This is a genomic window from Halomonas sp. G15 (assembly GCF_021282295.1).
Classification (GTDB): Bacteria; Pseudomonadota; Gammaproteobacteria; order Pseudomonadales; family Halomonadaceae; genus Halomonas; species Halomonas alimentaria.
In genome coordinates this window covers 31,225-48,711 of the sequence record NZ_JAJSPA010000014.1, presented here as the reverse complement: position 1 = coordinate 48,711, position 17,487 = coordinate 31,225, and the positions used below count along the sequence as shown (strand labels likewise).

Here is a 17,487-nt window from a genome sequence, read left to right as displayed (position 1 = left end):
GCGGCCGAGGAGGCAAGATGACCCGACGCAAGCCCATCGCCACGGGATCCGACTGGAACTTCGAGATACTCGCCGAGTTCGAGCGGGAGATTGCCCGCCTGGCAGACGAGTATCGCCTGGATACCTATCCCAACCAGATCGAGGTGATCACCTCCGAGCAGATGATGGATGCCTACGCCAGCGTGGGCATGCCGGTGGGCTACCACCACTGGTCATTCGGCAAGCAATTCCTGGCCGTGGAGCAGGCCTATCGCCGCGGCCAGATGGGGTTGGCCTACGAGTTGGTGATCAACTCTGACCCCTGCATCGCCTATCTGATGGAGGAGAACACCCTGATGATGCAGGTGCTGGTCATGGCTCACGCCTGCTATGGCCACAACTCCTTCTTCAAGGGTAACTACCTGTTCCGTACCTGGACCGATGCCGGCTCGATCATTGACTACCTGGTGTTCGCCCGGAAATACATCGCCGAGTGCGAGGAGCGTCACGGGGTCGCCGCCGTCGAGCAGCTGCTGGATGCCTGCCACGCCCTGCAGAATTACGGCGTCGATCGCTACAAGCGCCCCTCGCCGATCTCCACCGAGGAGGAGGTGCGTCGCCAGAAGGAGCGGGAGGAGCTGCTGCAGGCCCAGGTCAACACCCTGTGGCGCACCATCCCGGGGCGCCCCTCGCCAGAGGCGCTGGGCGACGCACAGGACACCGAAGACCCGCTGGGCCTGCACTCGGGGGGGCGCTACCCGTCGGAGCCCCAGGAGAACCTGCTCTATTTCATCGAGAAGAATGCGCCGCTGCTGGCGCCGTGGCAGCGCGAGGTGGTGCGCATCGTGCGCAAGCTGGCGCAGTACTTCTATCCCCAGCGCCAGACCCAGGTGATGAACGAGGGATGGGCCACCTTCTGGCACTACACCCTGATGAACCGGCTCTATGAAGAGGGGGCGGTGGATGAGGGGCTGATGCTGGAGTTCCTGCAGTCCCATACGGCGGTGGTGCAGCAGCCCGCCTTCGACAGCCCCTGGTACAACGGCATCAATCCCTATGCGCTGGGATTCGCCATCTTCAGCGACCTCAGACGCCTCTGCGAGGCCCCCACCGAGGAGGACCGCCTCTGGTTTCCCGATACCGCCGGCAGCGACTGGCGCGAGACCCTGGAGTTCGCCATGAAGAACTTCAAGGACGAGTCCTTCATCCAGCAGTTCCTGTCGCCCAGGGTAATCCGCGACCTCAAGCTGTTCATGGTGCTCGACGACGACCAGGAGGAGATGCTGGAGGTGACGGCTATCCATGACGAGCGGGGCTACCGGCGCATCCGCGAGGCGCTGGCGGCTCATTACGCCCTGTCCGTGCGTGAGCCCAATATCCAGGTCTACTCGGCGGATATCCGCGGCGACCGTTCGCTGACCCTGCACCATATACAGGACGATCGCCGCCCACTGGCGCGCAGCGTCTATCCGGTAATCCGCCACCTGCATCAGCTGTGGGGGTTCCCGGTGCACCTGGAGTCGATCCAAGGCGAGCATGTGGTGCGGCGCTACCAATGGCCGCTACCGGACGAGGAGGATGCCGAGCGCGCCTGACCCGGTGCGGCACGCCTGTCACTGGCCGCTACCCTTTTGCCTTCCTTCAACGACCGGACCCGCGCCTGGGCGCGGGTCCTCGCTTATGCCGGGTAGCGGCCGGAGCCGTCCGGATATCAGCTCTGGGCGGTCCAGGACTGGCACCAGCCCGCCGGCTCGACGCTGTTCTGGGGGAACAGCTGGCAGCCATTGGTGTCGGCTTGGAAGAACATGCAGTTGTCGCACTGCTCGCCTTCCGCGTAGGCCGGGTGGTCGGCGGCCTCGGTGGCATCCTTGACGTAGTTGAGGGCCTGGGCCTGCTCGGCGGAGGGGTCCAGCGGCGGGAGGTCCTGAGCGAAGGCGCTCTTTGACAGGATGCCCGCACCCAGCGGCAGGGCAGCCATGCCCAGCAGGCTGTTACGCATGAAATCACGACGGCTGTGGTTAGCCATGGAATCTCCTTATTGTCTCGTTGCCAGTCACGGTCGGGCGTCTGCCCGCTATCCTCGGGTGGTGACCCACCTCTCGAACTCCGACAGTCGGCTGCCGGAGGAGTTCGTCAACCCATGGTAGTCAAGGCGCCGGGCTCATGCGAACACGTGGCTGCGACGGCTTGTCGCAGTCACGCGAGGTGTCTGGCCACTCGCGATTCTTCCCGGCCCCCGGCACTGATATACTCGATGCCAGCCCCCGGGCAGCCGTCGACGAATGCCCGCCACCCACTCCGCCCTCGGGGCGCAAGCTGGAGAGAGCCCGATGCAGAATGCCGTGATCCTGATCAATGCCGAGAAGGGACAGGTCAAGTCGGTGGCCGAGCGCCTGGCCGACGTGGAGGGGATCAGCGAGGTCTACTCCACCTGCGGTCGCTATGACCTGGTTGCCATCGCCCGTACGCGCGACTTCGAGAGCCTGGCAGAGCTGGTCACCGGACGCCTCAATGTGGTGGAGGGCATCCGCGACACCGAGACCCTGAATGCCATGCAGGTGCACTCCCGCCACGACCTGGAGACCATGTTCTCTCTGGGCTGGTAGCCTGAGTCGCGGCTCGCCGCCAGCGATGTAGCGGCGGCCTGCCGCGCCTGCCTTCACCTGTAGTTCCCTGTCCCTCTATCGGAAAGCCATTCACGGATGAGTCGCCGACGTTCCCCCCTGTTGCGCCGTGGCCGACCGCTGCGGCGCCTTGCCGTCAGCCTGCTGTTTGTGGCCGTGGGTGCCGGCCTGTGGCATTTTCAGGCCCGCGAGCTGCGTGATTCCCTGGTGTGGATGGGCGTGCCCGAATGGCAGCAGGTATCGCCCACCAGCTTCCACCGTGTGCTGCGCAATGAAGGTTTCCTGGTGGGCTGGTCCGATGTGCGGGTCAATCCGCTGTGGGTCAGTTATCGACTCCAGGCGGTGGAGGATCCCCGATCCGGGCCGCGCCCCGGGTTTCGCCAGGATTGGCGCACCCTGTGGCCCATCGGTACCGACCACTATGCCGGCAGCGGCTTCGACCGCGGCCACCTGGCGCCGAACTACGCCATCGCCGCGGTGCATGGTCGTGATGCCCAGCTCGACACTTTCTACATGAGCAACATGACGCCTCAGCGTCCGGATCTCAATCGGCGGCTATGGCAGCGCCTGGAGGAGGTGGTGATGGACCACTTCGTGCCTCGCTTCGGCGCGGTGCAGGTGATAACCGGGCCGGTATTCCCCGAGGGCTTCCTCGACAATGTATTCAACCGGGTCGGTTTCGTGGAAGTTCCCGAGGCCTTCTACAAGATCATCGTGGTGCCCGCCGAGCGCCCCCTGGCGCTGGCCTTCCTGATGCCTCATGGAGTGCGCGGCGACGAGCCGCTGGATGACTTTCTGGTGAGCATCGACGAGCTGGAGGCGCGAACCGGACTCGACTTCTTTCCCAACCTGCCGGCAGCGGCCGCCGAGGCGCTGGAGGGTCGGGTGAGAACCCGTGGCTGGGCGCTGGAGGAGGTCGCAAATCGACCCGGGCGCTTCGAGTAAATCCATCGAGCAGGCACAAAAAAACCGCGATTCATGTCGCGGTTTCCTGTGTGTATCGTCTGATCCAGCCTGCATGACGCTAAAAAATGGTGCCCAGGAGAGGACTTGAACCTCCACATCCGTAAGGATACTAGCACCTGAAGCTAGCGCGTCTACCAATTCCGCCACCTGGGCGCATCATGCATCTCGTCGTGTCCGCGTCTCCGAAGGAGTGGTGCCCAGGAGAGGACTTGAACCTCCACGTCCGTAAGGACACTAGCACCTGAAGCTAGCGCGTCTACCAATTCCGCCACCTGGGCGAACACGAGCGAGTCGTACTGTAAAAGAGCGATGGTGCCCAGAAGAGGACTTGAACCTCCACGTCCGTAAGGACACTAGCACCTGAAGCTAGCGCGTCTACCAATTCCGCCATCTGGGCAGGCGACGCGTATGGTACCCGAATTCGCCGGCTTTGCAAGGGGCAGGATGGCCGCGAGGTGTTTTTTTCCAGCCTCGAGGGGCCCGCCAAGGTTGGGTGGCCGCGCCCGCGGCGCTATACTGCGGCCATGATCAATGAATCCCCAAGCAACACCTCGTTCCCGCGGCGCTCGAGCGCCTCCTTACTCATGTCGTCCCCGACCCTGCCAAGGATGCACCGCGCATGACCCACTGGACGCTCAGCGACGATCCGCACGCGGAACGCGAAGCCCACAAGTATGATAAGCCCGCCCCCAGCCGCGAGTACCTGCTCGCCCGTCTGGAAGACATCGGCAAGCCGATCACCCACGAGAGGATGAGCCAGCAGCTGGGCCTCGAGGATGAGGAGCTGCAGGAGGCGGTGCGTCGCCGGCTGGCGGCCATGGAGCGCGATGGCCAGGTGCTGCGCAACCGTGCCGGTGCCTACGCTCTGATCGACAAGCTCGACCTGATCAAGGGCAAGGTGCTGGGTCACCGCGACGGCTTCGGCTTCCTGCTGCGTGACGACGGCAAGAAGCCCGACCTGGTTCTGCCGCCGCGGCAGATGCGCCGTGTCTTTCACGGCGATCACGTGCTGGCACGTGTCAGCGGTCGCGACCGCCGTGGCCGCGACGAGGCCACCATCGCCGAGGTGCTGGCGCGCAACACCCAGACCATCGTCGGCGTCTATCGCCAGAACACCCCCGAGTTCGGTGTGCTGATCCCCGAGAATGCCCGCATTACCCAGGAGATCATCATTCCCCACAGCGCCTGTGGGGGGGCGAAGGATGGCCAGGTGGTCTCGGCGCACATCGTCAAGCAGCCCGAGACCCGGGTGCAGCCGGTGGGCGAGGTGATCGAGGTGCTGGGCGAGCGCATGGATCCCGGGATGGAGATCGATATCGCCATCCGCAGCTACGAGATCCCCGCCGAATTTCCGCCGGAGGTCCACGACCAGATCGCCGGCATGTCCGCCGAGGTGGCCGAGGAGGACACGCATCGGCGCATCGACCTGCGCGACGTGCCGCTGGTGACCATCGACGACGAGAGCGCCAAGGACTTCGATGACGCCGTCTGCGCCTGGAAGACCAAGTCCGGGAGCTGGAAGCTGCTGGTGGCCATCGCCGACGTCTCCCACTATGTGAGACCGGGCAGCGCCCTGGACCAGGAGGCGATCCGCCGCGGCAACTCTGTCTACTTCCCGGGACAGGTGGTGCCGATGCTGCCGGAGCTGCTCTCCAACGGACTCTGCTCGCTCAACCCGGCCGTCGATCGCCTGGCCCTGGTCTGCGAGATGAATATCTCCCAGAGCGGTGCCATCAGCCGCTACCGCTTCTACGAGGCGGTGTTCCAGTCCCATGCGCGCCTCACCTACAACAAGGTGGCGGCGATCCTCGACGACGAGGGGCAGGAGGGCGAGGCCCTGCGCGAGGAGTACAGCGCGCTGGTGCCGTCGCTGAAGAACCTGCACGCCCTCTACCGGCTGCTGCGCGAGGCCCGGGTGGAGCGGGGCGCCATCGACTTCGAGACCACCGAGACGGCTATCGTCTTCAACGACGAGCGCAAGATCGAGAAGATCGTGCCGCGCTCCCGCAACGATGCCCACAAGATCATCGAGGAGTGCATGCTGGCGGCCAACGTGGCCACCGCGCGCTTCCTCGACAAGCACGACCTGCCGGCCCTCTACCGCATCCACGAGAAGCCCTCGCCGGAGCGCCTCGACAAGCTGCGCCTGTTCCTCAACGAACTGGGCCTGTCGCTGGCCGGCGGCGACGACCCGAGTCCCCAGGACTACCGTGACCTGGCCGAGGCCATCAAGGGGCGCCCCGATACCGACGTCATCCAGACGGTGATGCTGCGCTCCATGAGCCGGGCGGTCTATTCGCCCCAGAACGATGGCCACTTCGGCCTGGCCTATCCGGCCTATGCCCACTTCACCTCGCCGATCCGGCGCTACCCGGACCTGCTGGTGCATCGTGCCATCCGCTCGGTGATCCGCGGGCCCCGCCAGACCAATACGGTACTGCGTGCCGACGGGGCGGCGGTGGAGCCACCCAGCAAGTGGGCGCCCTATACCTTCGAGCAGATGCTCGAACTCGGCGAGCACTGCTCGATGACCGAGCGGCGTGCCGACGATGCCACCCGCGACGTCGAGGACTGGCTCAAGTGCGAGTTCATGTCCGACAAGCTCGGCGAGGTCTACGACGGCACCATCGCCTCGGTGACCCAGTTCGGCATCTTCGTGCGGCTCGACGAGGTCTATGTCGAGGGGCTGGTCCACGTCACCTCGCTGCCCTCCGACTACTACCATTACGAGCCGGAGAAGCACCGCCTCAAGGGCGAGCGCAGTGGCATGAGCTACCGCCTCGGCGACGGCGTCACGGTGCAGGTGGCCCGGGTCGACCTGGACGATCGCAAGATCGACTTCGCCCTGGCCGACGACAAGCCGCGCCCCCAGCGTGCGCCGCGCCGGCGCCGTGCGGTGGATGATGCGCCTGCCAAGGGGCGCGCCAGCGCCGGTGGCAAGCCGCCCAAGTCCGAGGCATCCCGGGGCGACACCGCCGCCAAGGGCGACAAGTCCGACAAGGGCGATGGCCGCAAGCGCAGCGGCAACCGCCGGCGCCGTTCGCGGCGCTGAATCCTGTGGCGGGCCATCGGGCCCGCCGTGTGACCCTCGATGAAGCGATAACCATGAAGCACAAGCGACCCCACCGGCCTGCCGCCGGCAAGCCCGCCGCGCCCGGTGGCCTGGAGGCGGTATTCGGCGTCCACGCCGTGCGTGCCTTGATCGAACGCGGCGAGACGCCTCGCGAACTGTGGGTGCAGGAGGGCAGTGCGGGGGCGCGCCTGGCCGAACTGGTCGAGGTCGCCCGCCGCGGTGGCGCCCGCATCCAGTCGCGTCCGCGTGACGAGCTCGACCGCCTGGCCCAGGGCGCCGCCCACCAGGGTGTCGTGGCCTTCACCACGCCGCTGGCGTTCGAGGCCGAGAATGCACTGTGGTTCCGCCTGGAGGCGTGGCCCCATGCGACGCCCCCGCTGCTGCTGGTGCTCGACGGTATCACCGACGTGCACAACTTTGGCGCCTGCCTGCGCAGTGCCGATGCCGCCGGGGTGCATGGGGTGATCGTGGCCAAGGACAAGGCCGCGCCGCTCAACGCCACGGTGCGCAAGGTCGCCTGCGGTGCCGCCGAGAGCGTGCCTGTCTATCAGGTCACTAACCTCTCCCGTGCCCTGGCCAGGCTCAAGTCGCTCGGCGTCTGGGTCACCGGCACCGCCGGTGAGGCCGAGTCGCTGATCTTCGAGGTCGACCTCACCGGGCCCACGGCGCTGGTGATGGGGGCTGAAGGCAAGGGCATGCGCCGCCTGACCCGCGAGGCCTGCGACCAGCTGGTCAAGTTGCCCATGGCCGGCAGCGTCTCTAGCCTCAACGTCTCGGTGGCCACCGGCATCAGCCTCTTCGAGGCGGTTCGCCAGCGGGGGCGGGCGACGCCCGGGACCTGAAGCCCGGGGCCTGAAACGACAACGCCTGCCATATGGCAGGCGTTGTCGTCTCTACGCGGCGCGAACGATCAGCTGCCGGCTTCCTCGGGTTTGGCTGCCGGCCGCCTGGCGGGGGCGTCGAGGAAGGCCTCCAGCGAATCATCCATGGCATCCAGCCAGCGGGTATGGTGGGCCGGCGCCTGGGTGCCGGTCATCAGCGAGGAGTAGGACTTGTCACGGAAGGTCATGATGTCCGTGTGCTTGTGCTGCTCCCACTCGAGGAAGGTCCGGTTGACCCCCTCGATGTCGAAGCTCGGATAGTCGGTGGCATCGATCAGGCTGGCGACATAGTCGCCCTGGAAACGGATCATCTGCTCATCGTCTTCCAGCGCCTCCTCGCGCTCGCGCCAGGCCTGGCTGTCAGCCTGCATGGTCTCGCGGTCGGGGAGGGCGATGCGCCCCAGGATGATGTCGCGGACATACCAGGCCTGGGCGTCGAACATGTTGAAGGTGTACCACTGATCCTGCATGCCCAGGTAGAAGAGCCCGGGGTTGTCCTCCCAGGCGACCCCGCGGTAGAGCCCCAGCGGCCACAGGCGGTTGTTGGTCTGCAGACGCAGGGTGTCCGGCAGGAAGGGGAAGTGGTGCAGGTAGCCGGTGCACAGGATGATGGCATCCACCTGCTTGCTGGTGCCGTCGGCGAAGTAGGCGGTGTTGCCGTCGACCCGCTGCAGCAGGGGCTTCTCCTCCCAGTTCTCGGGCCAGTCGAAGCCCATGGGGCGGGTGCGATAGCTGGTGGTGATGCTGCGCGCGCCATACTTGTAGCACTGCGAGCCGATATCCTCGGCGGAGTAGCTGCTGCCCACCAGCAGCAGGTGCTTGCCCTGAAACTCCAGGGCGTCCCGGAAATCGTGGGCATGCAGGATGCGGCCGTTGAAGGCCTCGAAGCCCTCGAACTCGGGCACGTTGGGCGTGGAAAAGTGGCCCGAGGCCACCACCACATGGTCGAAGACCTCGCTCTCGACCACGTCGCGCTCATGGTCATGCACGGTGACCAGGAAGGTCCCGTCGTTCTCCCGGTACTCCACATGACGGACGGGGCAGTTGAAGCGGATGTACTCGCGTACGCCTGACTTCTCGACGCGCCCCTTGATGTAGTCCCACAGCACGGCACGCGGCGGATAGGAGGCGATCGGCTTGCCGAAGTGCTCCTCGAAGCTGTAGTCGGCGAACTCCAGGCACTCCTTGGGGCCGTTGGACCACAGGTAGCGGTACATGCTGCTGTGGACGGGTTCGCCATTGGCATCGAGGCCGGTGCGCCAGGTGTAGTTCCACTGGCCGCCCCAGTCGCTCTGCTTCTCGAAGCAGACCAGTTCGACGGGGTCGGCTCCCTTCTCGAAGGCTGACTGGAAGGCGCGCAGTTGCGCCAGGCCGCTGGGGCCGGCACCGATGATGGCAACACGTTTTGTCATGAATGGCTCCGTGAGAGAGGCTCGCCACGGCGCCGCCGACAGTGGCGGCCGGGTCGAGCATCGAGATGGCAGAAAGCATGGATGCCCGGTGCCCGTCAGGAGGCAGGACGCCTGGTCCGCGATTCGGTCCCGGGGTGGTGATCCGTCCCCGGGAGGGGGCGCCTGTCGTAGTGACGGGGCGGAGTGCTTGCTGATGGCGTCATGGCGCCGATTCCGAGGCAGGGCCCATGCAGGCCGGCGACAGCGGAGGAGAGGCGGCATGGCGCGCCCGGAATCAGTGCGGGTGTGGCGTGTCGGCCACGGGGAAAGCGGGGTGATCCATAACTATGCGTTATCAAAATATGGATATTTGATTATTATGTCAAATATCTGTCCGTTGCTGCCGCGCCCCCGAGGCCATGATCGAGGAAACGCGCCTTGCCAGTCCGGCGGCCATTCTTTAGAATGCTTGCGCCCGTTCGTCCATCGAGCGGGCATTCGTGTTTCTTCTATCACCTCCTTGCTTCCCCGGAGCGCCGAGACCTCCCGAGGAAGCTGCCAAACCGCAAGGAGATCCCATGCGTCATTACGAAATCGTGTTCATGGTCCATCCGGACCAGAGCGAGCAGGTTCCGGCCATGGTCGAGCGCTACACCAGCCTCGTCACCGAGAACGGCGGTACCGTGCATCGCCTGGAGGATTGGGGCCGTCGTCACCTGGCCTACCCGATCAACAAGATCCACAAGGCTCACTACGTGCTGATGAACGTCGAGTGCAGCGGCGAGACCCTCGACGAGATCGAGAACATCTTCCGCTTCAACGACGCCATCATCCGCAGCCTGGTGGTGCGCTGCAACGAAGCCATCACCGAGGCCTCGCCGATGATGAAGCCGGTGGAAGAGAAGCGTACCCGTCGCGAAGATAAGCCCCGCGACGAGAAGCCCCGCGCCGAGTCCGCCTGATCACCCCCATCGCACGTCTGAAGGAGTCTTCACATGGCACGCTTTTTCCGTCGCCGCAAGTTCTGCCGTTTCACCGCCGAGGGCGTGAAGCAGATCGATTACAAGGATCTGGACACCCTCAAGGCCTACATCACCGAGACCGGCAAGATCGTTCCCAGCCGTATCACCGGTACCAAGGCCCGCTACCAGCGCCAGCTGGCTACCGCCGTCAAGCGCTCGCGCTACCTGGCACTGCTCCCCTACTCCGATAGCCACCAGTAAGCCGGCGGCAAGATGCTGACGATCGCCCGCTGGGTGATGCGCGGTACGCCCTACGCCTCCGGCGGGGCCGCCGTGGCCACCCTGATTCCCTGGCTGTTCTGGCTGGGGGCCGCCATCGCGGCCCTGGTCACCCTGCGTCGGGGACTCTCCCCGGCACTGCCGGTGATCGTGGCCGCCGCCGTGCCTTCGGGCTGGTGGTGGATGCAGGGGGATGTCATCCCGCTCTCCAGCGTGCTGCTGGTGACCCTGATGGCGGTGGTGCTGCGCTCCCGCCTGCGCTGGAGCGAAGCGCTGATCGTCGGCGCCCTGGCCGGCGCGGTGATGATCCAGCTGGGTATCTTCCTGCCCCCCGGGGGCACCGGGGAGATGCTCGACCAGCTGCGACAGGCCTCTCCCGAGGTCGAGCGCCTGCTCACCGAGCTGGGCAGCCAGGGGTTCGATGCCGAGCAGCTGGCGGGATTGCTGATCGGTGGAGTCACCGGTCTTATCGTGCTGATTGCCGCCGTGGCCTGTCTGGCCCTGGCGCGCAGCTGGCAGGCGGGACTCTACAACCCCGGGGGCTTCCGCGAGGAGTTCCACGCCCTGCGCCTGGCGCCGCGTGAGCTCGCCGTGCTGGTGGTGCTCGGGGCGATCGGTGCCGTGCTGGGGCTTCCGGGCCTGGGCATGCTGCTGTGGGTTCCGCTGCTGGTCGCCGGCATCGCCCTGGTGCATGGATTTATCGGACTGAAAGGGATGAACGGGCTGTGGCTGGTCGCCTTCTACCTGCTGCTGATCACCACCTGGCCCATGATTCTGATCGTGCTGCTGCTGGCCTTCATCGACGCCTTCGCGAACATTCGCGGGCGCCTGGCCAGCCGCAACTGACAAGAGGTTTACGAGATGGAAGTCATTCTGCTCGACAATATTGGCAAGCTGGGCGGCCTGGGTGACCAGGTCACCGTCAAGCCCGGTTACGGCCGCAACTACCTGGTGCCCTACGGCCTCGCCGTGCCGGCCACCAAGGACAACATCGAGGCCTTCGAGGCCCAGCGTGCCGAGCTCGAGGCCCAGGCTGCCGAGCGCAAGGCCGAGGCCGAGGCGCGTGCCGCCCAGCTCAACGAGATCGAGCTCTCTCTGGTCGCCAAGTCCGGCGACGAGGGCAAGCTGTTCGGCTCCATCGGGCCCCGCGACCTGGCCGATGCCATCGCCTCGGCCGGCATCGATGTGGCCAAGAGTGAAGTGCGCATGCCGGAAGGTCCGATCCGCGCCACCGGCGAGTACGACATTGCGCTGCGTCTGCACGCCGATGTCGAAGCCACCGTGCGCGTGGTGGTGGTCGCCGAGTAAGTCCTGACGGCCGCTCCTGACGAGGGGCGCGGGGAGAGATCCTCGCGCCCCTCGTCGCGTTTTTATTGTGTCTGTCTGGGGTAGAATGGCGACCCCGCAATGCCCAGGGTGAACCATCGCCATGTCAGAGATGCTCGAGCACGACCAGGAAACCGCCGCCCTCAAGGTACCGCCCCACTCGCTGGAGGCGGAGCAGTCGGTGCTGGGCGGACTGATGCTCGACAACCAGGCCTGGGACAACGTCGCCGACCGCCTGGTGGCCGACGACTTCTATCGCTACGAGCACCGCCTGATCTTCAACGTCATGGCGGAGCTTGCCGAGTCGGCGCGGCCGCTGGACGTGGTGACCCTCTCCGAGGCGCTGGAGGGGCGTGACCAGCTGGACACCGTGGGCGGCCTGGCTACCCTCGCCGAACTGGCCCGCAATACCCCCTCCGCGAGCAATATCCGCGCCTATGCCGATATCGTTCGCGAGCGGGCGACCCTGCGCAAGCTGATCCGTGCCGCCAGCCAGATCGCCGATGGTGCCTTCAGCCCCCAGGGGCGGCCGGCGGACGAGCTGGTCGACGAGGCCGAGCGGCTGGTGTTCCAGATCAGCGAGGAGCGCCCCAAGTCGGGCGGCCCCATCGGCATGAGCGAGCTGCTCGCCAAGGCGGTGGACCGCATCGACGAGCTGTTCAACATGAAGGGCGAGATGACCGGCCTCTCCACCGGCTTCCGCGACCTGGACGAGATGACCTCGGGGCTGCAGCCCTCGGACCTGGTGATCATCGCCGGGAGGCCCTCGATGGGCAAGACCACCTTCGCGATGAACATCGTCGAACATGCCGTCATCTCCAGCGAGAAGCCGGTGATGGTGTTCTCCATGGAGATGCCCGCCGATGCCCTGATGCTGCGCATGCTCTCGTCGCTGGGGCGCATCGACCAGACCCGGGTGCGTACCGGCCAGCTGGAGGACGAGGACTGGCCGCGGCTGACCTCGGCGGTGAACCTGCTCAAGGACAAGCAGCTGTTCATCGATGATACCGCGGCGCTGTCGCCCAACGAGATGCGCTCGCGTATCCGCCGCCTGGTGCGTGAGCACGGCAACGTCGGGCTGGTGATGATCGACTACCTTCAGCTGATGCAGATCCCCGGCTTCTCCGAGAACCGTACCGGCGAGATCTCCGAGATCTCCCGCTCGCTCAAGGGGCTGGCCAAGGAGTTCGGCTGTCCGGTGGTGGCGCTCTCCCAGCTCAACCGCTCCCTCGAGCAGCGTCCCAACAAGCGGCCGGTGATGTCGGACCTGCGCGAATCCGGCGCCATCGAGCAGGATGCCGACGTGATCGCCTTCGTCTATCGTGACGAGGTCTATAATCCCGACAACCCCGACAATCAGGGGCTGGCCGAGCTGATCATCGGCAAGCAGCGTAACGGCCCCATCGGCACGGTGCATATGGCCTTCATTGGTCGCTATACCCGCTTCGAGGACCTGGCGCCCGACAGCTATGGAGATGGCTTCGGCGAGTGAGCGCGGGCGTCGCGGGTTGAGCCGGGGCGAGGGGCCCGTATAATGCCCACCCCCCGAACGAGTACAGGAAGGAGGTAGCATGGCAGGCGGATTTCAGCGCGGCAATCGACGCCGCACCCCCAAGCTGGAGGCGCGCGGCGAGCTCCAGTCCGTGGAGCGTGAAGGCCCGTTCAAGGAGTGGCTGGGCATGCCCGACCTCTACCGCTACCAGCTGATGGTGGAGGGTGAGACCTACAGCTACCAGACCGAGGACGCTGAACTGCCGGTGGCGGTGGGTGACCGTGTGGTTTTCCGCTACAAGGAGACCAAGGCCGGCAAGTGGGTCGACCGGAACTCGCTGGGCAAGGCGATCGATCCTTCCGACTATCAATAGCTTGTGGAACTCTCCTGGGGTCTCGTAGTCACATTTTTGACATGCAGCCGTCACCCTGGCGTCATCCTCCGGCGCCAGTCTGTGAGGACATGCAACTACAAGACACCCTGGAGGGATCCATGGATTTTCACGACCTCAAGGCCTTCGCGGCCCATCATGACAACTACGAGATTCGCGTCATCGGCCATGCCGGCAGTCGCTTCTATCAGGTAGAGCTGGAGGACATCGAGGGGCAGCGACACATGCTGACCCGTCAGGGCAAGCCGGTGCTGTTCCGCGCCCTGGACGACGTCTATGTGGAGCTCAAGCGTGCCGGCATTCACCGCGCTTACCTGGTTCAGCAGGTGCCTCACGACGAGGTGATCGGCCGCGCCACCCACTATCAGGACCCGCTGACTTCACGCATGCCGCTGGTCTTCTGAGCATCGTTCCGGTTTCGGCCGGCTCCTTCTCGTAGACCGCCGCCCGGCGAGACGATTCACCGCCGCCGCGCCTCCAGCCAGCGCCCCAGGCGCACCCGGCGGCGGGCAAACCAGCGATAACCCGCATCCATCAGCCCCGCCAGTCCTGGCAGGGTGCTAATCCATACCAGCCGCCGGTAGCCCAGCACCGCGTAGAGCGCGCGGCTGGCGTCCATGCCGATGTACCAGTGGCCCCTGGCGTCCTGCAGGTGCAGCCGGCCCATCATTTCCTCGAAGGTCCGGCCCTGCGCCGTGGCGTCGAAGTCCGGTGCCTGGATATCCACCAGCGCCACGCGCGCCCGTCGTGGATGTCGTTCCAGCCAGGCCACCTCACGCTGGCACAGCGGGCAGTCGCCGTCGTGATAGAGGGTGACCGGCGGCGTGGCGGCGAGGGGATCGCGACGGCTCATGGGGTCTCCTCCTGGCGCGTGGTGCGGTAACCGGCGAGATGGCGGCGGCGCTCTTCAACGTCTCCCGCCTGGCGCCAGGCCGAGCTTCGCGGCAGCGCCGCCAGGAAGGCCTCCGCTTGCTCTCGCATGGCCGAACGCTTCTCGTCGCTCATCCTGGCCAGCGAGCCATAGATCAGTTTCATGCGCGGGTTGGCCGAGAGAGTCTCGGCATGACGCTCCAGGAAGCGCCAGTAGAGGCTGTTGAGCGGGCAGGCGTCGTCCCCGGTGACCCGCTTCGGGTCGAAGCGGCAGTGGCGACAGTGGTCCGACATGCGGTCGATATACTTGCCCGAGGCGCAGTAGGGCTTGGAGCCCATCAGGCCGCCATCGGCATGCAGCACCATCCCCAGGGTATTGGGCAGCTCCACCCACTCGCAGGCGTCGGCATACACCGCCAGGTACCAGTCGCACAGCGCCTCCGGCGATACATCACACAGCAGTGCGATGTTGCCGGTCACCATCAGCCGCTGGATATGGTGGGCATAGGCGTTGTCGCGGGTCATCTCGATGGCGCGCGCAAGGCAGCGCAGCTCGGTCTCGCCGCTCCAGTAGCAGGCCGGCAGGTCGCCCTCGGCCCCCAGGGCGTTGCCCGTCTTGTAATCGGGCATGCGTGTCCAGTAGAGGCCGCGCACATACTCCCTCCAGCCCAGGATCTGGCGGATAAAGCCCTCCACCGAGTTCAGCGGGGCGTGCCCCTCGAGATACTCCCGCTCCGCCGCCTCGCACAGCTCGCGAGGCGACAGCAGCCCCAGGTTGAGTGCCGCCGCGAGCCGCGAGTGGAACAGGAAGGGCTCGGCGTCGCTGATGGCGTCCTGGTAGCGACCGAACTCGGGGAGCAGGTGCTGGATGAAATGGCGCAGGTCGACCAGCGCCTGGCGCCGCGTCACCGGCCAGTGGAAGCCCTCGAGGCTGCCGAAGTGGTCGCCGAAGTGCTCCGCCACCAGCGCCAGGACCTCCTCGGTGACGGCGTCCCGACGGTGGTGCGGGGGTTCCGGGGCCGTGAGTGACTCCGGCAGCGGCTCGCGGTTGTCGTGGTCGAAGTTCCACTGCCCGCCGGCGGGCTGGTCATCCTCCATCAGGAGGCCCGTTCGCCGTCGCTGCTCCCGGTAGAAGTACTCCAGGCGCAGCGACTTTCGGCCGCGCGCCCAGGCGGCGAAGTCGTCCGGAGTGGTATAGAAGCGGTCATCCTCGAGCAGGCGCCAGGGCAGGGCGGCGCGCACACGCTCGTGCATCGCCTGCCACAGCCGCCACTCCCCGGGACGCACGACCTGGATCTCGTCGCAGCCGTAGAGGGCTGCCAGCCGCTCCGCCTCCTGGATCAGCCCCTGGGCGTTGTCGGCATCGTCCAGGGCGCTGTAGTGCACCCGGAAGCCCCTGTCGCGAAGTTCGGCGGCGAAGTGGCGCATGGCGGCCAGGATCAGGGCGATCTTCTGTGGGTGGTGGGGCACATAGGTGCCTTCGGCGGCCACCTCGCAGAGCGCCACCACGGCACCGTCGGGTGGGTCGCGCAGGCTGGCGAGCGTCGGGGTGAGCTGGTCGCCGAGCACCAGTACCAGGGGGCGGGACATGGCTTGACCTCGAATTGTACAAATCCATTTGATAGTACAACCCGATCGCCGTCGTCGCGAGGGTCCTGATACACTAGACCCGTTTTCAACAACCGCACGTATCGACCAAGGAGCCAGCCCATGACCACCGCGACCCCGGATTCGGCCAATTCCGGCATGGACCACCCCGGCAGCGGCCGCCTGGCCCATGCGCCGGATGACCATCCGCCGATTCCGCGCGCCCGGGTCGGCGTGGTGCTGGTCAACCTGGGCACCCCGGACGCCACCGACTACTGGTCCATGCGCCGCTACCTGAGTGAGTTCCTCTCCGACAAGCGGGTGGTGGACTATCCGAGCTGGAAGTGGCAACCGCTGCTGCAGCTGATCATCCTTTCGCGGCGGCCCTTCAAGTCCGGCGAGGCCTACCGTGGCATCTGGAACACCGAGAAGGACGAGAGTCCGCTGTTGACCATCACCCGGGATCAGACCCGCAAGGTGGCCGAGGGTCTCGAGGAGCGCTACGGCGATCAGGTGATGGTCGACTTCGCCATGCGCTACGGCAACCCCTCTACCGACAGCGTGCTAAAGCGCCTGCAGGCGGCGGGCTGCGAGCGGATCCTGTTCTTCCCGCTCTACCCCCAGTACGCCTCGCCCACCACCGCCACCGCCAACGACCATGCCTTCCGCACCCTGATGAAGCTCAAGTGGCAGCCGGCGATTCGCACGGTGCCGGCCTATTTCGAGCATCCTCACTATGTCGAGGCCCTGGCCAACTCGGTACGTGAGGCGTATGACGCCGCCGAGACGCCGCCGGAGGTGCTGGTGGCCTCCTATCATGGCGTGCCCAAGCGCTTCCTGATGGAAGGCGATCCCTACCACTGTCAGTGCCAGAAGACCACGCGACTGCTGCGCGAGGCCCTGGGCTGGGAAAAGGACAAGATCCAGACCGCCTTCCAGTCCCAGTTCGGTCCCGAGGAGTGGGTGGGGCCGGCCACCGTGGAGCATGTTGCCGAACTGGCGCGCCAGGGCAGGAAGCATATCGCCGTGGTCTCGCCGGCCTTCTCGGCCGACTGCGTGGAGACCCTGGAGGAGATCCAGGAGGAGATTCGCGACGCCTTCCTCGAGGCGGGCGGCGAGACCTTCACTTACGTGCCCTGTCTCAACGACCGCGAGGATCATGTCGCCGCGCTGCTCGCCATCATCCATAACGAGCTGGGTGGCTGGGTGTAGTCGTCGCAGCCGCAACACAGAACGCATCGGGCCCGCCATTGGCGGGCCCGGTGCGTTCAGCCGTGGCCGCGGTCGGGGTGGGGTACCGGCTTCTCGCCGACCTCCTCGGGGCGTAGTTCCACGGGGGTGCCGATGGTCTTGTCCGCATGCTTGAGCTTCAGGTGCAGGCCGGTCTTGGCCAGCAGGTGGGCGCTGACAGGGGCGGTGATGAACAGGAACAGGGTGATCAGCATCTCCTGGATGTCGGGCTTGCCCTCGGTGCCCCAGAAGTAGAGCATCGAGCCGACCAGTATGCAGCCGATCCCCAGGGTGGTGGCCTTGGTGGGGCCGTGCAGGCGCATGTAGAAGTCGCGCAGGTGGGCCATGCCCAGCGAGCCGATGAACACGAAGGCGCCGCCGGCCACCAGCAGCAGGGAGGTGACTCCCTCGATAATCAGATGCAGGGTCATGACGC

The 17,487-nt window shown here is 66.0% G+C and carries 18 protein-coding genes and 3 tRNA genes; 13 read left to right on the top strand and 8 right to left on the bottom strand.

Annotation, left to right across the window (positions count from 1 at the left end; genetic code table 11):
• Window positions 1-17 precede the first annotated feature (17 nt).
• Window positions 18-1,574, top strand: coding sequence for a SpoVR family protein (locus tag LWH48_RS08720; protein ID WP_232912259.1), 1,557 nt, complete (start codon window positions 18-20; stop codon window positions 1,572-1,574).
• A gap of 116 nt (window positions 1,575-1,690) precedes the next feature.
• Here LWH48_RS08720 and LWH48_RS08715 read toward each other — a convergent pair whose 3' ends face one another.
• Window positions 1,691-2,005: a high-potential iron-sulfur protein gene (locus LWH48_RS08715; RefSeq protein WP_161431252.1), complete on the bottom strand. Its 315-nt coding sequence runs from the start codon at window positions 2,003-2,005 to the stop codon at window positions 1,691-1,693.
• 304 nt (window positions 2,006-2,309) lie between these two features.
• Here LWH48_RS08715 and LWH48_RS08710 point away from each other — a divergent pair, with 304 nt between their 5' ends.
• Together LWH48_RS08710 and LWH48_RS08705 are read left to right on the top strand one after the other, a co-directional pair.
• Entirely contained in the window at window positions 2,310-2,585 is a 276-nt protein-coding gene (locus tag LWH48_RS08710) for an Lrp/AsnC family transcriptional regulator (protein WP_232912258.1), read from the top strand.
• Window positions 2,586-2,681: 96 nt separating this feature from the next.
• Entirely contained in the window at window positions 2,682-3,548 is an 867-nt protein-coding gene (locus LWH48_RS08705; RefSeq protein ID WP_232912257.1) for a DNA/RNA non-specific endonuclease, read from the top strand.
• Window positions 3,549-3,635: 87 nt separating this feature from the next.
• Here the strand turns inward: LWH48_RS08705 and LWH48_RS08700 are convergent.
• The 3 genes from LWH48_RS08700 to LWH48_RS08690 all read right to left on the bottom strand — a co-directional run bounded on the left by LWH48_RS08700 (window position 3,636) and on the right by LWH48_RS08690 (window position 3,966).
• Window positions 3,636-3,722, bottom strand: a tRNA-Leu gene (locus LWH48_RS08700).
• Window positions 3,723-3,760: 38 nt separating this feature from the next.
• A tRNA-Leu gene (locus tag LWH48_RS08695) sits at window positions 3,761-3,847 on the bottom strand.
• A 32-nt stretch (window positions 3,848-3,879) separates the two neighbouring features.
• A tRNA-Leu gene (locus LWH48_RS08690) sits at window positions 3,880-3,966 on the bottom strand.
• Window positions 3,967-4,188: 222 nt separating this feature from the next.
• On the opposite strand from LWH48_RS08690, the gene rnr reads away from it, so the two are divergent.
• Both rnr and rlmB read left to right on the top strand, forming a co-directional pair.
• Window positions 4,189-6,621 (top strand): ribonuclease R, encoded by a 2,433-nt coding sequence (gene rnr, locus LWH48_RS08685; RefSeq protein WP_232912256.1) that lies wholly within the window; start codon window positions 4,189-4,191, stop codon window positions 6,619-6,621.
• Between the two features lie 53 nt (window positions 6,622-6,674).
• Window positions 6,675-7,484 carry a 23S rRNA (guanosine(2251)-2'-O)-methyltransferase RlmB gene (gene rlmB / locus LWH48_RS08680; protein WP_161431256.1) on the top strand — a complete coding sequence of 270 codons (810 nt, stop codon included), beginning with the start codon at window positions 6,675-6,677 and terminating at the stop codon, window positions 7,482-7,484.
• A gap of 68 nt (window positions 7,485-7,552) precedes the next feature.
• Here rlmB and LWH48_RS08675 read toward each other — a convergent pair whose 3' ends face one another.
• The gene (locus LWH48_RS08675) at window positions 7,553-8,935 is read right to left on the bottom strand and encodes an NAD(P)-binding domain-containing protein (RefSeq protein WP_232912255.1); all 1,383 of its coding nucleotides are present in this window, start codon (window positions 8,933-8,935) and stop codon (window positions 7,553-7,555) included.
• A 557-nt stretch (window positions 8,936-9,492) separates the two neighbouring features.
• On the opposite strand from LWH48_RS08675, the gene rpsF reads away from it, so the two are divergent.
• The 7 genes from rpsF (at window position 9,493) to LWH48_RS08640 (ending at window position 13,768) form a co-directional block, all read left to right on the top strand.
• On the top strand, window positions 9,493-9,876 hold the full coding sequence (gene rpsF, locus LWH48_RS08670) for a 30S ribosomal protein S6 (RefSeq protein ID WP_161431258.1): 384 nt from the start codon (window positions 9,493-9,495) through the stop codon (window positions 9,874-9,876).
• A gap of 33 nt (window positions 9,877-9,909) precedes the next feature.
• Window positions 9,910-10,137, top strand: a complete 228-nt coding sequence (rpsR, locus tag LWH48_RS08665; RefSeq protein WP_027960188.1) for a 30S ribosomal protein S18 — start codon at window positions 9,910-9,912, stop codon at window positions 10,135-10,137.
• A gap of 12 nt (window positions 10,138-10,149) precedes the next feature.
• Complete coding sequence (locus LWH48_RS08660) at window positions 10,150-11,001, top strand: hypothetical protein (RefSeq protein WP_232912254.1); 852 nt, start codon at window positions 10,150-10,152, stop codon at window positions 10,999-11,001.
• A 15-nt stretch (window positions 11,002-11,016) separates the two neighbouring features.
• Entirely contained in the window at window positions 11,017-11,463 is a 447-nt protein-coding gene (gene rplI / locus LWH48_RS08655) for a 50S ribosomal protein L9 (RefSeq protein WP_161431260.1), read from the top strand.
• Between the two features lie 121 nt (window positions 11,464-11,584).
• Window positions 11,585-12,973 carry a replicative DNA helicase gene (dnaB, locus tag LWH48_RS08650; protein WP_161431261.1) on the top strand — a complete coding sequence of 463 codons (1,389 nt, stop codon included), beginning with the start codon at window positions 11,585-11,587 and terminating at the stop codon, window positions 12,971-12,973.
• 79 nt (window positions 12,974-13,052) lie between these two features.
• On the top strand, window positions 13,053-13,346 hold the full coding sequence (locus LWH48_RS08645; RefSeq protein ID WP_161431262.1) for a hypothetical protein: 294 nt from the start codon (window positions 13,053-13,055) through the stop codon (window positions 13,344-13,346).
• Window positions 13,347-13,465: 119 nt separating this feature from the next.
• Window positions 13,466-13,768 carry a DUF6482 family protein gene (locus LWH48_RS08640; RefSeq protein ID WP_161431263.1) on the top strand — a complete coding sequence of 101 codons (303 nt, stop codon included), beginning with the start codon at window positions 13,466-13,468 and terminating at the stop codon, window positions 13,766-13,768.
• Window positions 13,769-13,824: 56 nt separating this feature from the next.
• On the opposite strand, the gene LWH48_RS08635 is transcribed toward LWH48_RS08640, so the two are convergent.
• Together LWH48_RS08635 and LWH48_RS08630 are read right to left on the bottom strand one after the other, a co-directional pair.
• Window positions 13,825-14,217 carry a thiol-disulfide oxidoreductase DCC family protein gene (locus LWH48_RS08635; RefSeq protein ID WP_232912253.1) on the bottom strand — a complete coding sequence of 131 codons (393 nt, stop codon included), beginning with the start codon at window positions 14,215-14,217 and terminating at the stop codon, window positions 13,825-13,827.
• Window positions 14,214-15,824, bottom strand: coding sequence for a cryptochrome/photolyase family protein (locus LWH48_RS08630; RefSeq protein ID WP_232912252.1), 1,611 nt, complete (start codon window positions 15,822-15,824; stop codon window positions 14,214-14,216). The genes LWH48_RS08635 and LWH48_RS08630 overlap by 4 nt, the downstream gene beginning before the upstream one ends.
• A 120-nt stretch (window positions 15,825-15,944) precedes the next feature.
• Between LWH48_RS08630 and hemH the strand changes: the two genes are divergently transcribed.
• A complete protein-coding gene (hemH, locus tag LWH48_RS08625) occupies window positions 15,945-17,033 on the top strand; it encodes a ferrochelatase (protein ID WP_232912251.1) in 1,089 nt (362 codons plus the stop codon).
• A 56-nt stretch (window positions 17,034-17,089) separates the two neighbouring features.
• On the opposite strand, the gene LWH48_RS08620 is transcribed toward hemH, so the two are convergent.
• Entirely contained in the window at window positions 17,090-17,482 is a 393-nt protein-coding gene (locus LWH48_RS08620) for a Na+/H+ antiporter subunit G (protein ID WP_205743499.1), read from the bottom strand.
• Between the last annotated feature and the right edge of the window lie 5 nt (window positions 17,483-17,487).

Excerpts from the sequence above, each read along its gene's own strand:
- LWH48_RS08635 (WP_232912253.1), bottom strand. The coding sequence starts at position 14,217 with ATGAGCCGTCGCGATCCCCTCGCCGCCACGCCGCCGGTCACCCTCTAT.
- rplI (WP_161431260.1), top strand. The coding sequence starts at position 11,017 with ATGGAAGTCATTCTGCTCGACAATATTGGCAAGCTGGGCGGCCTGGGT.
- dnaB (WP_161431261.1), top strand. The coding sequence starts at position 11,585 with ATGTCAGAGATGCTCGAGCACGACCAGGAAACCGCCGCCCTCAAGGTA.
- LWH48_RS08640 (WP_161431263.1), top strand. The coding sequence starts at position 13,466 with ATGGATTTTCACGACCTCAAGGCCTTCGCGGCCCATCATGACAACTAC.
- LWH48_RS08630 (WP_232912252.1), bottom strand. The coding sequence starts at position 15,824 with ATGTCCCGCCCCCTGGTACTGGTGCTCGGCGACCAGCTCACCCCGACG.
- LWH48_RS08660 (WP_232912254.1), top strand. The coding sequence starts at position 10,150 with ATGCTGACGATCGCCCGCTGGGTGATGCGCGGTACGCCCTACGCCTCC.
- rnr (WP_232912256.1), top strand. The coding sequence starts at position 4,189 with ATGACCCACTGGACGCTCAGCGACGATCCGCACGCGGAACGCGAAGCC.
- rpsF (WP_161431258.1), top strand. The coding sequence starts at position 9,493 with ATGCGTCATTACGAAATCGTGTTCATGGTCCATCCGGACCAGAGCGAG.
- LWH48_RS08715 (WP_161431252.1), bottom strand. The coding sequence starts at position 2,005 with ATGGCTAACCACAGCCGTCGTGATTTCATGCGTAACAGCCTGCTGGGC.
- LWH48_RS08710 (WP_232912258.1), top strand. The coding sequence starts at position 2,310 with ATGCAGAATGCCGTGATCCTGATCAATGCCGAGAAGGGACAGGTCAAG.
- rlmB (WP_161431256.1), top strand. The coding sequence starts at position 6,675 with ATGAAGCACAAGCGACCCCACCGGCCTGCCGCCGGCAAGCCCGCCGCG.
- LWH48_RS08620 (WP_205743499.1), bottom strand. The coding sequence starts at position 17,482 with ATGACCCTGCATCTGATTATCGAGGGAGTCACCTCCCTGCTGCTGGTG.
- LWH48_RS08675 (WP_232912255.1), bottom strand. The coding sequence starts at position 8,935 with ATGACAAAACGTGTTGCCATCATCGGTGCCGGCCCCAGCGGCCTGGCG.
- LWH48_RS08720 (WP_232912259.1), top strand. The coding sequence starts at position 18 with ATGACCCGACGCAAGCCCATCGCCACGGGATCCGACTGGAACTTCGAG.
- hemH (WP_232912251.1), top strand. The coding sequence starts at position 15,945 with ATGACCACCGCGACCCCGGATTCGGCCAATTCCGGCATGGACCACCCC.
- LWH48_RS08705 (WP_232912257.1), top strand. The coding sequence starts at position 2,682 with ATGAGTCGCCGACGTTCCCCCCTGTTGCGCCGTGGCCGACCGCTGCGG.
- LWH48_RS08645 (WP_161431262.1), top strand. The coding sequence starts at position 13,053 with ATGGCAGGCGGATTTCAGCGCGGCAATCGACGCCGCACCCCCAAGCTG.
- rpsR (WP_027960188.1), top strand. The coding sequence starts at position 9,910 with ATGGCACGCTTTTTCCGTCGCCGCAAGTTCTGCCGTTTCACCGCCGAG.